Origin of the sequence: Acinetobacter piscicola (genome assembly GCF_015218165.1) — a bacterium.
In the GTDB taxonomy this organism is placed as follows: Bacteria; Pseudomonadota; Gammaproteobacteria; order Pseudomonadales; family Moraxellaceae; genus Acinetobacter; species Acinetobacter piscicola_A.
This window is the reverse complement of sequence record NZ_CP048659.1, coordinates 1,818,027-1,832,311: the sequence shown is the minus strand read 5'-3', so window position 1 is coordinate 1,832,311 and position 14,285 is coordinate 1,818,027. Positions and strand designations below refer to the sequence as shown.

Here is a 14,285-nt window from a genome sequence, read left to right as displayed (position 1 = left end):
TTCAAATTGGTGTAAACACAAAATTTTCTTTAAAGTTTGTAGCATTCATCATCTCCTATGTTGATTGACCTTATTCATGTTTTATCCTAAAACATTTATTTTTGAATAAGGCTGTCTCATAGTTTTAACATATCTGTGTACCAATTCAAGTTATTTTTCCATAGATTTACGCAAAAATTTAGTCTAAATTGCAATGCTATTTTCAAATCATGATAATTTAATAAATATTTGTTTTTCAACATCAATTTATTTTTTCTTCGTTACAAAATTTTGTGAATATTTTGATTGCATTCAGTTTTTTTTTAGTTAGGATAAAAATATGTTTTTTCTATTTGATAATTTTTTAAATAGAACGGATTAAATAAGCACAAATGAAATAGATCAATCACAACAAAATTAAAAGGATGATTGTATGCAAGGAAATATGATGTTTCAGCCGCTTTTGATTAGTAATTTAATCGAACATGCTGCTCGTTATCATGGCGATACCGCAATTATTTCTAAAAATACCGATGGCACAATAACCACAACAGACTGGACACATGTTGCTGAGAATTCAAAACGTTTTGCCAATGCCTTAACCAGTTTAGGTGCCAAACATGCCGATCGTATTGCCACCATCGCATGGAACAATCACCGTCATTTAGAATCTTGGTATGCAATTTCAGGCAGTGGTATGGTTTGTCATACGATTAACCCTCGTTTATTTCCAGAACAATTGATTTTTATTATTAATGACGCACAAGACAAAGTCGTACTCTTTGATAAAACATTCCTCCCATTAATCAATGCCGTAAAAGCACATACTCCAAGTGTGGAACATTTTATTTGTTTAAGTGCTTTTGACCAAGATGTTGCAACGGTACTCCCTGATGTGAAGTTTTATGATGCACTGATCGCAGAACATTCAGCAGAGTTTGAATGGCCTATGTTTGATGAAAATACCGCGAGTTCACTCTGCTACACCTCAGGAACAACAGGCAATCCGAAAGGTGCTTTATATAGTCATCGTTCCACAATTTTGCATACTTATGCCATTTGTTTACCTGACTCATTAAATCTTTCTGCCAATAATGTCATGTTGCCTGTCGTCCCAATGTTCCATGTAAATGCTTGGGGTACACCTTATGCTGCAGCAATGGTCGGTTGTACTTTTGTATTGCCAGGTCCTGGGTTAGATGGTGCCAGTTTAGTCCAAATGATTGATGACTATAATGTGACCGTTGCACTTGGCGTGCCGACAATTTGGCAAGGCTTATTGGCAGCAGCCAAACAAAGTGGCAGTAAACTTGCGAGTTTAAAACACAATGTTGTCGGTGGTTCCGCTTGTCCACCTGCGATGATGAAAGCATTCCGTGACTTATATGACTGTGAAACCATTCATGCTTGGGGAATGACTGAAATGAGTCCATTGGGTACAAGTAATCAACTCAAAGCCAAACATAAAAAATTGTCTGCTGAAGATCAACTCACTGTTCGCCTTTCGCAAGGTCGCCCACCTTTTGGCGTCGACTTACGCATTACGGATGAAGAAAAAGGAACACAAGAAGTTGCTCGTGATGGTCACACTACAGGTAACCTACAAGTTAAAGGGCATTGGATTATCGAATCGTATTATGGTAAATCTGAAAATGCGTTAACTACTGATGGCTGGTTTGATACAGGTGACATCGCATCGATCAATGAAGATGGTTATCTACTCCTAAGTGATCGTGCCAAAGATTTAATTAAATCAGGCGGTGAGTGGATTTCCTCTGTTGAACTAGAAAATATAGCCATGAGCCATCCTGAAATTGCGATGGCTGCCGTCATCGCCGCGACACATCCAAAATGGGATGAACGTCCTGTAGTGATTGCGATCAAACAGCAAGGCACCAACGTCACTGAAGATGATCTCTTAAATTATTATGCAGATAAAATTGCAAAATGGCAGATTCCAGACAAAGTAGTCTTTGTAGATGCTATTCCTTTAACAGGTACAGGTAAAATGTTGAAAAAAGACCTTCGTGAAAAATATGGTTCTGTATTACTCGAAAGTTAATTCATCGTCTACTGTTCTTTGCAACATAAAACTGAAATCATGATAGAGCTGAAAATTCCTCCTTTACAATCAAGGAGGAATCTTTTCAAGCATTTATCATGTCAATCACACTGCAACAGTGCAAATTTATGTTATTAATAGTCAAGTTTTTAATATCATGACGAGATTGGACATGTATACAGGTATCGTACTAGGCACTGAAAAAATTCATCGCATCGAAAAACATCAAGGCTATACCACCATCTTTGTGGAAAACCATCAAAAATTTTTAGATGATGTGTTTATCGGTGCCAGTGTTGCGATTGATGGAACATGCTTGACCGTTACGGGGATGAATGAAGAAAAAACCTTAGTCAGTTTTGATATTTCGGATTTAACCTTATCCCTTACTACACTAGGTCATTTAAAAGAAAATAGTTTGGTCAATGTCGAGCGTTCTTTTAAAGTCGGTATGGAAAATGGTGGACATAATATTTATGGACATATCGAAGGAATGGCGCAGATTAAAAATATCGTTGAAAATGGTAAAACACTGCATTTAGATATTGAAATTCCAAATGAAAAAATCAAATATTTCTTTTTAAAAGGGTTTATTGGCTTACATGGTTGCAGCTTGACCGTGAACAATGTCAATAAAACACAAAATCAAATTTCAGTCGATCTTATTCCTGAAACCATCCGCTTAACCAATTTTTCAGACTTAAAAGTTGGTGATCTGCTTAATTTTGAAATTGATCAGACCACACGTACATTGGTAGATACTTTAGAAAGTATTCATGCAAGAAACTAAGAAATATTCATCTTTAGGTGCATTCAACATCTTAAGTTAATCATTTCCAATTTACTTTATCGCTTCCTTTCACAGCATCTATTGATTTGCAATAGATGCTTTTTTTCATGTGTATAGACTAAAGTCTGATGACACCCCCTACTTTGTAAACAAAATTACAATTTGCAACACAACTATTGATGAAATGCGTTAGAAAACTTACAGCTAATTTTTTTGTATCCATGTTTGAATCTGCATCTCAACGAAGCACGATAAAAATAATTCTTGGACGGACACAATCCAAAGGACAAAGGATGAAGCTATGAGTTTTCTTAATCCAACCGTAATAACATTTATGTTATACATCATCGCAATGGTCGCCATTGGACTGTATGCTTACAAATCAACCTCAGATTTTTCTGATTATATTTTAGGAGGTCGTAGTTTAGGCAGTGTGGTCACCGCACTTTCAGCAGGTGCATCAGACATGAGTGGTTGGCTGTTAATGGGCTTACCTGGGGCAATTTATTTAATTGGTTTATCAAAAGCTTGGGTTGCGATTGGCTTGATTATTGGGGCATGGCTCAATTGGCTATTGGTGGCAGGACGTTTACGGGTACATACCGAAGTACAAAACAATTCGCTCACCCTTCCCGATTATTTTACCAGTCGATTTGATGATAAAAAGAAAGTATTGCGTGCAATTTCTGCCCTGGTCATTTTAATCTTTTTTGCAATCTATTGTGCGTCAGGCATGGTGGCAGGTGCACGATTATTTGAGAGTATTTTTGGTTTAAATTACAGCACAGCACTTTGGATCAGTGCGATTGCAACCATCAGTTATGTGTGTATCGGTGGCTTTCTTGCAATCAGTTGGACAGATACGTTCCAAGCAGGTTTAATGATTTTTGCCCTACTGATCACCCCCATCATGGCATATTTAGCAATCGGTGATGTTTCTCAGTTTGCGTCTTTGTTGGAAACAGCACGCCCACATGCTTCAAATTTATTTTCAGGTTTAAGTGCTGTGGCGATTATTTCTTCTTGTGCGTGGGGCTTAGGCTATTTCGGACAGCCTCATATTTTGGTGCGCTTCATGGCAGCAGATTCAGTACGTACCATCCCCAATGCACGTCGTATCGGCATGACTTGGATGATTTTGTGTTTAGGTGGCGCAATTGCTGTGGGTTATATTGGTATTGCTTTTTTTCAAGCTCATCCCAATCTTGCGAGCGCTGTGACTCAAAATCATGAAACCATTTTTATTGAATTAACTAAAATTTTATTCAATCCATGGATTGCAGGTGTGATCTTAGCTGCAATTTTAGCTGCGGTAATGAGTACCTTAAGTTGTCAACTTTTGGTCTGTTCAAGTACGCTCACTGAAGATTTATACAAAGGCTTTGTCCGTAAAAATGCCTCACAAAATGAATTGGTTTGGGTCGGCCGTCTCATGGTTTTAGCCATTTCAGTCTTGGCAATTATTCTCGCATTTAAACCAGACAGTAAGGTTTTGGGCTTGGTAGAATATGCTTGGGCAGGCTTTGGTGCAGCGTTCGGTCCTCTCATTATTTTGTCGCTATTTTGGAAACGAATGACATTGAATGGCGCAATTACGGGGGTCATTGTTGGGGCTGTTACCGTCATCGCATGGGAAATGACCTTAAAGCAAAGTACGGGTTTATATGAAATTGTGCCCGGATTCTTGCTATCATTTTTAAGTATTGTGATTGTAAGTTTATTGGGCAAAGCACCTTCAAAACAGGTTGTCGAGCGTTTTGAACAAGCGGATCATATTTACAAACAAGAAATGCAAAATTTAAATCAAAAATAATCCATTCACATACTTTCGGGTTGTAATGGACTCTCTAAATCTGGGGCATTCAGCCCCATTTTTATTGCATTTTTTATTTTTTAATGCGTGGCTTCAAGTTTAAATGTAACTGTGCGCTGTCTTTAATGACTTCCATGACAGGATAGCTGCGCGTTTCCTTTACCCCCGGCAATTGCCACAATACACTGCCTGAAATACGGCGAAATTCATCCATGTTGGCACAACGAATTTTGACTAAAAAATCAAAGCCACCACTAATCATGTGACATGCCATAATTTCAGGATATTGCACCACTGCATCAGAAAATGCATCTAAAGCATTTGGTGTGGTTTTATCCAATAATATTTCCACAAAAACCACAAAATTTGCCCCCAATAACACAGGATTGAGCTTGGCTTCATACCCTAAAATATAGCCTTCTGCCGTCAGTTTTTGCACACGTGCCAAAGCGGCAGTGGCTGATAAATTGACTTCTTCTGCAAGTTTGGTATTTGAAATCCGCCCCTCTTTTTGCAAAATATCTAAAATCTTGATATCTATGCGGTCTAGGCTTAAAAATCCACTGTCCATTCGAATTATTCTCTAAAAATTAGCTTAATTATAGTGAGTTTCACTATGAATATTCTGTAATCATAAATTATATAAAGTAATTCACTCAAGATAAATTTAGCGTCACAGGATGTTGACATGAACATGATGGAAATCACTTCGCCTATGGATTCTGCACCTTTAAACCCAAACTACATTACTGAATTTAAAGAAAAAACCCAGCTTGAAACAGCAATCAATACGGCATGGCGTCGCCCTGAACCTGAGTGTGTGGAAAATTTATTAGACCATACTCAGATCTCAGAAGAAATGAGCCAAAAAATTTATGATATTGCATTTAATTTGGCACATAGTTTGAGAGAACGTCGTAATTCTTCAGGCAAAGCAGGCATCGTACAAGGGCTATTACAAGAGTTTTCGTTGTCTTCGCAAGAAGGTATTGCGCTGATGTGTTTAGCAGAAGCATTGCTACGTATTCCTGATACTGCCACCCGTGACTTATTGATTCGTGACAAGATTAACCAAGGGGATTGGAAAGAACATTTAGGGCAAAGTAATTTAATGTTTGTCAATGCCGCAGCATGGGGACTGATGTTGACGGGCAAACTGATGGAAACCCCGAAACAAAAAAGTTTATCCAGTATTCTAACTTCGCTTTTAGCACGTACAGGTAAAGGTATTATTCGTAAGGCTGTTGATGTCGCCATGCGTATGATGGGTGAACAATTTGTTACAGGTGAAACCATCGAAGAAGCGTTGGATCATGCCAAAGTGCTTGAAGATAAAGGTTTTCGTTATTCTTATGACATGTTAGGTGAGGCTGCACTGACTGAGCATGATGCAGATCGTTATTTTGATGATTATACGCAAGCCATCCATGCGATCGGCAAAGCATCTGAAGGCAAAGATGTCTATACAGGTGCAGGTATTTCCATCAAATTGTCAGCATTGCATCCGCGTTATCAGCGTGGGCAAATCGAACGTGTACACAATGAACTCTACCCGCGTATTTTAAATCTTGCACTTTTAGCTAAAAAATATGACATCGGTTTAAATATTGATGCTGAAGAAGCGGACCGTTTAGAGTTGTCCTTAGAGCTATTAGAACGCCTATGTTTTGAACCTGCACTCAATGATTGGAAAGGCATTGGTTTTGTGATCCAAGCCTATCAAAAACGTTGCTTCTACGTGGTCGATTATATTATTGATCTTGCTAAACGTAGCCAAAAACGTCTCATGATTCGCTTAGTCAAAGGTGCCTATTGGGACAGTGAAATTAAAAAAGCACAAATTGATGGTATGCGTGATTATCCTGTCTTTACGCGTAAAGTACATACAGACCTGTCCTATATCGCCTGTGCTAAAAAATTATTGGCTGCGCCTCAACAAATTTATCCGCAATTCGCAACACACAATGCTCAAACTTTAGCCACAATTTATCAATTGGCTGATCCAAGCAAATATTATCTAGGTCAATATGAATTTCAATGCCTGCATGGCATGGGTGAGCCATTATACGAACAAGTGGTTGGAAATATTCAAGACAATAAACTTGGCGTGCCTTGTCGTATCTATGCGCCTGTCGGTAATCATGAAACGCTATTGGCATATTTAGTACGCCGTTTATTGGAAAATGGAGCGAATACCTCTTTTGTAAATCGTATTGCCGATAAAAATATCGAAATCGCAGATTTGATTGAAGATCCTATACACGAAATTGCTGAAAATGCACAACACGATGGCATCGTCGGTATGAAGCACCCTGCCATTGCCTTACCAAAAGATCTATTACAACCCATACGCAAAAACTCATTTGGCTTAGATCTGAGCAATGACAGCGAATTGGCGCAGCTCAATAGTACAGCGCAAAAAATCGCAACGTACCAATGGCATAGCCATAGTTTGGTTGCAAATCTCGACCCGTTAACTTTGCTTGAGTTACCCAAAATTGAAATTCGTAATCCTGCTGACCATCAAGACCTTGTCGGTACGGTGATAGAAGCAAATTTAACACACGTTAACCTTGCTTTGGACAATGCACAAGCTGCCTGTGACAGTTGGAACAATACGGATCGAAATCAACGTGCAGAATATTTATTTAAAGCTGCTGACTTGATGGAAGCTCGCTTACAAGAATTGATGCTGCTGCTATGCCGTGAAAGTGGTAAAACTTATAGCAATGGCATTGCAGAAGTCCGTGAAGCTGTAGATTTCCTCCGCTATTATGCTGCACAAATGCAAAATATTTCAAAACATACCACATTACAAGCACTAGGTACCGTGCTGTGTATCAGTCCTTGGAATTTTCCATTGGCAATTTTTACAGGGCAAGTTGCCGCAGCCTTAGTTGCAGGAAATACCGTCATTGCCAAACCTGCGGAACAAACGCCATTGATTGCCGCACAAGCCATTCAAATTTTATGGGAAGCAGGCATTCCAGAAAATGTCGTGCAATTACTGCCAGGGCGTGGCGAAACCGTTGGCGCTCTGTTATCCCAAGATGATCGTATTCAAGGCATTATGTTTACAGGTTCAACTGAAGTTGCCAAAATTTTACAAAAAACCGTCGCACAACGACTAAGCCCCACAGGTCAACCGATTCCGCTCATTGCAGAAACGGGCGGACAAAATGCTATGATTGTGGATTCTTCCGCACTCACCGAGCAAGTGGTTTTAGATGTTGTAAATTCAGCATTTGACAGTGCGGGACAACGCTGTTCTGCGCTACGTGTACTTTGTGTGCAAGAAGACAATGCCGAAGTCTTAATAAAAATGCTTAAAGGTGCCATGCAACAACTCAACCTAGGCAATCCCATTTTCCTTAAAACCGATATTGGTCCTGTAATTGATCTTGAAGCACGGCAAAATATTGAAAAACATATTGAAATGATGCGCAGTAAAGCATATCCAATTCATCAATTGGTATATGCAGAAACGAGTTTAAAAAGCCATCAAGGTACTTTTATCACGCCGACAATGATTGAATTGCCTAATTTGAATGACTTAAAACGTGAAGTGTTTGGCCCTGTCCTGCATATTATTCGTTATAAATATGGTGAATTAAAACAATTAATCAAGCAAATCAATGATAAAGGCTATGGTTTAACCATGGGTTTACACACACGAATTGATGAAACTATTCAAACGACCATTGCACATGCTGAAGTTGGAAATTTATATATTAACCGTAACATTGTCGGTGCAGTGGTTGGCGTACAACCTTTTGGTGGTGAGGGTTTATCAGGTACAGGACCTAAAGCAGGTGGGCCTCTTTACCTTTATAAATTAATGCAAAAGTGTGATTTATCAGCACAACCTTTCGGTATTGTTAAAGCTTTAAATCAAACAGAAATTAATCCAATTTATAATGCTTTACAGATTTGGACGAAACAACATATTACTGATTTTAAATTAAATCATTATGCCAATATCACAGGTTTATATGCATTGCCTGGTCCAACAGGTGAATCCAACCAGTATTCTATTTTGCCTAGAGCTAAAATATTTGTTACAGCACAACATGAACATGCCTATTTACAACAACTTGCTGCAGTTTTTGCAGTAGGAAGCCATGCTGTGATGTCGAATCAGAATGCCGTTGGCTTACAACTCTTGCAAAAACTCCCGCAAGACATCCGCCACCACATTACGCTCATCGATGATATCGCTAGCGCAGAGTTTGATGCGGTATTACACCATGGCGATGTCAAGGGCTTAGCTGATTTACAACACCTCATCAGTCAACGCTCAGGTGCAATTATTGCCATTTCACATTTAAACCATGTGAATGATCTTGTTCCTTTAGATCGTCTTGTAATTGAACGTGCAATCAGCATTAATACTGCTGCCGCAGGTGGCAATGCCAGCTTGATGACTTTAGAAAGTTAATCGGGATAATTTGCTTTCTAAAGTAAAATAACCACAATGTCATCAAATCTATATTTCATCGCCCTAGTTTTCCAATGGATCACTTGGGCTTTTTTTAAATGATTCAAAGCACTTTGTTAACAACCATTGTTTATTGGGAAAATGTGGAACACGCTCCCTTTTGATCTGTGCCAAATTAGTGTCCCGCCGTTGTTGAAAATAAATTAATCACAATCACACCAGAAATAATCAAAGCAATGCCTATCATCGCTGCAAGATCAAGGCTTTGTTTAAACACAATAAAGCCTAAAAATGCCGTCAGTACAATCCCCACTCCAGCCCAAATCGCATAGCTAATTCCCAATGGAATGACTTTCACCACTTGTGAGAGCAAGTAAAAAGCTATGCTGTATAATACGAATACTGCCAATGAGGGCACCAATTTAGTAAACCCTGCTGATTTCACAATAAATGTCGAACCAATGACCTCCGCTACAATCGCTAAAGCCAATAAGAGATAAGCTTTTAGTAAAGGAGTCATTTGTTCACCTGTAAATCAATCATTTTCATCAAACATACCAACTGGCAGGTATTTTATACAGAAAATTAAAAATGTATGCGCTGAAACGTAATTTTGTGAATAAATTGCTTTTATTAAAGGATTTAAAGCAGTGAAAAAAAATGCGAATGATGAGTGTATTTGTCATAAAATTTAAGGGATAAATTTCAAATGAATGCTATATTCGATTTAAAAATGAATTCCTTTTCCACTAATTCCTTTAAATAATTCTTTTTATTTATGCATTTATTTAAGCAATCTGTTGGTGAACTTTTTGTAGAAATGCATCTGCATCAACTTTATTTTGAAACTGCTTATGGTACGTACCAGAGGCTTTTTGATTGTTCGGTGTATAATCAATATCAATAGAAAAACCTTGAGTAATCATATTCCTAGAAACACGTATTGCAATAATATGTGCTGAATTTAAGTAAAAACCATCTTCGATTTTAACTAGCATTGTATAACCTCAAACTATTTACTTAGGGGGAGAAATAACAAAAAAGCCCATCATTTGATGAGCTTATTGTTTAAATAATTTAAAGTGAATTTTACTTCAATTTAACAAATATTGAAAATTTTTTGATCATCTTTTACAAAGTAATTTTGGATGCAATTGTAATAACCATGTAAATGAATAACCGAATGAAACCAAACTCCCCTGTTCTAGATAATATTGTCAGACACTTTCTTAATTTTTTAAAAATATTTAATGCTAGAGTAAAAATTCAGTGATATTCATCACATTTTAGATAAAAGATATTTTTTAAATATCTTTTATGGAGGCTGCTCTGATGAACTATTTAATTATTTTAAACTCAAATTATCTCGATCATTTTGACCAAGTTCATAAAACGATTGAAGATTATGATCATACAATTCGTGTCAACCAAAATACTTGGCTCATTAATACTAAATATGATGCTGTAATTATTCGTCAACATTTGGCCAATGTGATGAGTATGCATGATTCGTTATTGATCTTCCAAGTGAATGAAAAATTTTCAATTGCAAATCAACTCGATGTAAGCGATTGGCTTGAAGACATGCAACAAAGTCATTGGCTTACACCTGCTTAATTTTTATAGACCTCCTTGCTTGGAGGTTTTATTCTCTCAATTTGACTTGATAACCACACATTGTTTGTGTACATCCAGCATCTGTGATCACTATACCATTATCTTGTGATAAATAATCCACTGTTCCACCTTCAGTGATTGCACTATACAGACTGTTCCATTCTTCACCAAGTAAGCTTTGTGTTAGCATTTTGGCTTGAGTGACAACTTCTGATTTTTCATCAGGCAAGGTCTTAAACGTCCAACTGACATCAATAAAATCGGATGCTATACCAATTACTAGCTTATTCTTTGATTGATCTTGATAGTAATAATTGGTCACAATCTCAGATTCTTTTTCAGTTTTTTGCAAAGGCAATGTAATTTGTTTTAGAACTTGATCAATCTCTTTGGGTACTTGGGCAGCTATAAACGTACTCAAACTTGATAGCATTGCGAATGTAAAAGCAATTTTAATCATACTGTTGTGCATATATGTTGACTCTTATTTCTTATTGAAAGTTGATCAATTTAGCAAAAGTTGTTTTGATCACCAAGATTTCTTTACACTTTTGCAAAATGAAGTTATTTACACTTACCCCATATTTAATTACCCTCATCATCTATTTCTAAGCTACCTACATGGCAGTGAACGATATAACAATACACATGGTAATACTTATATATTTTCTAAGCTGCCTACATGGCAGTGAACACTGTATTTCCAACCTCACTATTGGGCAATGTTTTCTAAGCTGCCTACATGGCAGTGAACAAATAAAAGTAATCATATTTGTATGGATTATATTTCTAAGCTGCCTACATGGCAGTGAACATAACAGCTTAATCTTCCCGCACCATCTTTTGTTTCTAAGCTGCCTACATGGCAGTGAACCGATAACGTTATCCATTGTATACCGTTTTAAATTTCTAAGCTGCCTACATGGCAGTGAACCATCCAATGATGTGTATATGAGCTGCCTTTATTTTCTAAGCTGCCTACATGGCAGTGAACTTGATAACTCTAAATGTTCACCAAAACCAATTTTTCTAAGCTGCCTACATGGCAGTGAACGTAGAGTTACTTTTGTTCAATCAAAACGGAAATTTCTAAGCTGCCTACATGGCAGTGAACGCCAACTGGCGAGCTATTAACGCTTGGCTCATTTTCTAAGCTGCCTACATGGCAGTGAACTTGGTGCAACTGCTCCAGTCTTTGCTGCCGATTTTCTAAGCTGCCTACATGGCAGTGAACTCCAACGCTTACAAGCTTGTTGAGAAACATTATTTCTAAGCTGCCTACATGGCAGTGAACCGCCTTTTCAATGCCGCCCACTTGCTCGATTATTTCTAAGCTGCCTACATGGCAGTGAACCGCCTTTTCAATGCCGCCCACTTGCTCGATTATTTCTAAGCTGCCTACATGGCAGTGAACAATTAAAGAGCCAACGGATAACTGCCCATACATTTCTAAGCTGCCTACATGGCAGTGAACTTGCATTATTTGTATTTATTTACGGCTTGTCGTTTCTAAGCTGCCTACATGGCAGTGAACAAAAGAAGTATCACAAGAAGATTGTAGACGCTTTTTCTAAGCTGCCTACATGGCAGTGAACAGTTTACCTTTGTTGCTGCTCCAACTCGTTCATTTCTAAGCTGCCTACATGGCAGTGAACTGAGATCGACTTTAACCAACAGTTGCCTGAGTTTTCTAAGCTGCCTACATGGCAGTGAACACTTTGGGTATTACTGCTGTACGTTCAGCATATTTCTAAGCTGCCTACATGGCAGTGAACGCTTCGCTTGCAATGTCAGTGAGAAACCTTGCTTTCTAAGCTGCCTACATGGCAGTGAACGGTCTAGGCGACAGCCTGCTTTGATTTCGGCAGTTTCTAAGCTGCCTACATGGCAGTGAACCTCACTCAGTCGCCCTGAGATTTGATTGTATCTTTCTAAGCTGCCTACATGGCAGTGAACTTGTTCAAGAATTAACTATTCATCGACATCGTTTTCTAAGCTGCCTACATGGCAGTGAACTAATCCAACCAACGCCCTCGACTAAAGCAGTATTTCTAAGCTGCCTACATGGCAGTGAACTGCATCATCAATAGATGATCCTTTCGATTGGATTTCTAAGCTGCCTACATGGCAGTGAACCTCGCAATTAATTCGCTCGTCCAAGAAAGACTTTTCTAAGCTGCCTACATGGCAGTGAACCGCAAGCTTTAAGTGTAATTATGTCAGCAATTTTTCTAAGCTGCCTACATGGCAGTGAACTTCAAGTTCAAATTCAGGAACATTGCCAATGTTTTCTAAGCTGCCTACATGGCAGTGAACGTGCAGTTTTAACCATTGTTTCTATACGTTGATTTCTAAGCTGCCTACATGGCAGTGAACCTAATAAATGCGATGCTACTGACCCCTATGGTTTTCTAAGCTGCCTACATGGCAGTGAACTACCATTTTCAGCAGATCGCTTGATACGTCTATTTCTAAGCTGCCTACATGGCAGTGAACTGAAGTCATTCAAAAGTCAGCTGAAATCATTTTTTCTAAGCTGCCTACATGGCAGTGAACTTTCAGAAGTTCCCTATAGGTTGGCTTCGGGTTTTCTAAGCTGCCTACATGGCAGTGAACGCACTGCTTTGAAGTTCGGAAATTCCCAAACATTTCTAAGCTGCCTACATGGCAGTGAACCCTGATGCGGATGACTGTTATGCGGAGTTAATTTTCTAAGCTGCCTACATGGCAGTGAACGTTCAGTTAGTTAGTGAATTGGAAAAAGGATGTTTCTAAGCTGCCTACATGGCAGTGAACAGTATGGAGTTGGAGAAACAGACAAAACCATTTTTCTAAGCTGCCTACATGGCAGTGAACGATTTCCGCATTAGCTTAAAACAGGAAAAAGTATTTCTAAGCTGCCTACATGGCAGTGAACTTGTGCGACAGACAATCGTTGCAAAGCGTAGATTTCTAAGCTGCCTACATGGCAGTGAACAGAATCATCATCTGTGTTTGAGGGTAATGACTTTTCTAAGCTGCCTACATGGCAGTGAACTCATCTTTGCCGTCAAACTTTTAAAGTAGTCATTTCTAAGCTGCCTACATGGCAGTGAACAACCCCTACTCCGCAATGGGTCGTTTCGGGATTTTCTAAGCTGCCTACATGGCAGTGAACAAAATCCAAGGTTATAACCAAGCGATGGCAGATTTCTAAGCTGCCTACATGGCAGTGAACATTCGCATACAAGTTATCAAGCTTCACGTTATCTTTCTAAGCTGCCTACATGGCAGTGAACAGACATGGCTTTCTTGATTTTTTCGTGGAATTTTTCTAAGCTGCCTACATGGCAGTGAACTAACTGTAGCTGTTGCTGCTTGCTGTGCGTTCTTTCTAAGCTGCCTACATGGCAGTGAACGTCGCACCATATAAATGCTGCGTTATCGAAGTTTTCTAAGCTGCCTACATGGCAGTGAACTCACGGATAACTTTAATTTATCTGATGTTTTTTTTCTAAGCTGCCTACATGGCAGTGAACGATTAACTTCATCTGCCGTTCATGTTCTTCTTTTTTCTAAGCTGCCTACATGGCAGTGAACATTCGCA

9 protein-coding genes and 1 CRISPR repeat array (1 of these 10 only partly in view) are annotated in these 14,285 nt (G+C 38.6%); of the genes, 5 read left to right on the top strand and 4 right to left on the bottom strand.

Features of this window, described 5'->3' with window-relative positions:
* Positions 1 to 412 precede the first annotated feature (412 nt).
* The 3 genes from G0028_RS08890 (at position 413) to putP (ending at position 4,644) form a co-directional block, all read left to right on the top strand.
* Positions 413 to 2,041: a long-chain-fatty-acid--CoA ligase gene (locus G0028_RS08890; protein WP_174492761.1), complete on the top strand. Its 1,629-nt coding sequence runs from the start codon at positions 413 to 415 to the stop codon at positions 2,039 to 2,041.
* 172 nt (positions 2,042 to 2,213) lie between these two features.
* Positions 2,214 to 2,831 carry a riboflavin synthase subunit alpha gene (locus G0028_RS08885; RefSeq protein WP_180045566.1) on the top strand — a complete coding sequence of 206 codons (618 nt, stop codon included), beginning with the start codon at positions 2,214 to 2,216 and terminating at the stop codon, positions 2,829 to 2,831.
* A gap of 301 nt (positions 2,832 to 3,132) precedes the next feature.
* On the top strand, positions 3,133 to 4,644 hold the full coding sequence (gene putP, locus G0028_RS08880) for a sodium/proline symporter PutP (protein WP_174492762.1): 1,512 nt from the start codon (positions 3,133 to 3,135) through the stop codon (positions 4,642 to 4,644).
* A gap of 73 nt (positions 4,645 to 4,717) precedes the next feature.
* On the opposite strand, the gene G0028_RS08875 is transcribed toward putP, so the two are convergent.
* Complete coding sequence (locus G0028_RS08875) at positions 4,718 to 5,215, bottom strand: Lrp/AsnC ligand binding domain-containing protein (protein ID WP_130073664.1); 498 nt, start codon at positions 5,213 to 5,215, stop codon at positions 4,718 to 4,720.
* Between the two features lie 117 nt (positions 5,216 to 5,332).
* On the opposite strand from G0028_RS08875, the gene putA reads away from it, so the two are divergent.
* Positions 5,333 to 9,082 (top strand): trifunctional transcriptional regulator/proline dehydrogenase/L-glutamate gamma-semialdehyde dehydrogenase, encoded by a 3,750-nt coding sequence (gene putA, locus G0028_RS08870; protein ID WP_218946297.1) that lies wholly within the window; start codon positions 5,333 to 5,335, stop codon positions 9,080 to 9,082.
* A gap of 175 nt (positions 9,083 to 9,257) precedes the next feature.
* On the opposite strand, the gene G0028_RS08865 is transcribed toward putA, so the two are convergent.
* Positions 9,258 to 9,602 (bottom strand): SMR family transporter, encoded by a 345-nt coding sequence (locus G0028_RS08865; protein ID WP_130073665.1) that lies wholly within the window; start codon positions 9,600 to 9,602, stop codon positions 9,258 to 9,260.
* 268 nt (positions 9,603 to 9,870) lie between these two features.
* On the bottom strand, positions 9,871 to 10,080 hold the full coding sequence (locus G0028_RS08860; protein WP_130073666.1) for a hypothetical protein: 210 nt from the start codon (positions 10,078 to 10,080) through the stop codon (positions 9,871 to 9,873).
* A 334-nt stretch (positions 10,081 to 10,414) separates the two neighbouring features.
* On the opposite strand from G0028_RS08860, the gene G0028_RS08855 reads away from it, so the two are divergent.
* Positions 10,415 to 10,699 carry a hypothetical protein gene (locus tag G0028_RS08855; protein ID WP_130073667.1) on the top strand — a complete coding sequence of 95 codons (285 nt, stop codon included), beginning with the start codon at positions 10,415 to 10,417 and terminating at the stop codon, positions 10,697 to 10,699.
* A 28-nt stretch (positions 10,700 to 10,727) separates the two neighbouring features.
* Here G0028_RS08855 and G0028_RS08850 read toward each other — a convergent pair whose 3' ends face one another.
* A complete protein-coding gene (locus G0028_RS08850; RefSeq protein WP_180045567.1) occupies positions 10,728 to 11,159 on the bottom strand; it encodes a hypothetical protein in 432 nt (143 codons plus the stop codon).
* 145 nt (positions 11,160 to 11,304) lie between these two features.
* A CRISPR array of direct repeats spans positions 11,305 to 14,285; the repeat unit is 28 nt; unit sequence TTTCTAAGCTGCCTACATGGCAGTGAAC; it runs 1,134 nt beyond the window's last position.

Coding starts and splice junctions, on each gene's coding strand:
- G0028_RS08865 (WP_130073665.1), bottom strand. CDS start 9,602: ATGACTCCTTTACTAAAAGCTTATCTCTTATTGGCTTTAGCGATTGTA.
- G0028_RS08860 (WP_130073666.1), bottom strand. CDS start 10,080: ATGCTAGTTAAAATCGAAGATGGTTTTTACTTAAATTCAGCACATATT.
- G0028_RS08875 (WP_130073664.1), bottom strand. CDS start 5,215: ATGGACAGTGGATTTTTAAGCCTAGACCGCATAGATATCAAGATTTTA.
- G0028_RS08855 (WP_130073667.1), top strand. CDS start 10,415: ATGAACTATTTAATTATTTTAAACTCAAATTATCTCGATCATTTTGAC.
- G0028_RS08850 (WP_180045567.1), bottom strand. CDS start 11,159: ATGATTAAAATTGCTTTTACATTCGCAATGCTATCAAGTTTGAGTACG.
- G0028_RS08890 (WP_174492761.1), top strand. CDS start 413: ATGCAAGGAAATATGATGTTTCAGCCGCTTTTGATTAGTAATTTAATC.
- putP (WP_174492762.1), top strand. CDS start 3,133: ATGAGTTTTCTTAATCCAACCGTAATAACATTTATGTTATACATCATC.
- G0028_RS08885 (WP_180045566.1), top strand. CDS start 2,214: ATGTATACAGGTATCGTACTAGGCACTGAAAAAATTCATCGCATCGAA.
- putA (WP_218946297.1), top strand. CDS start 5,333: ATGAACATGATGGAAATCACTTCGCCTATGGATTCTGCACCTTTAAAC.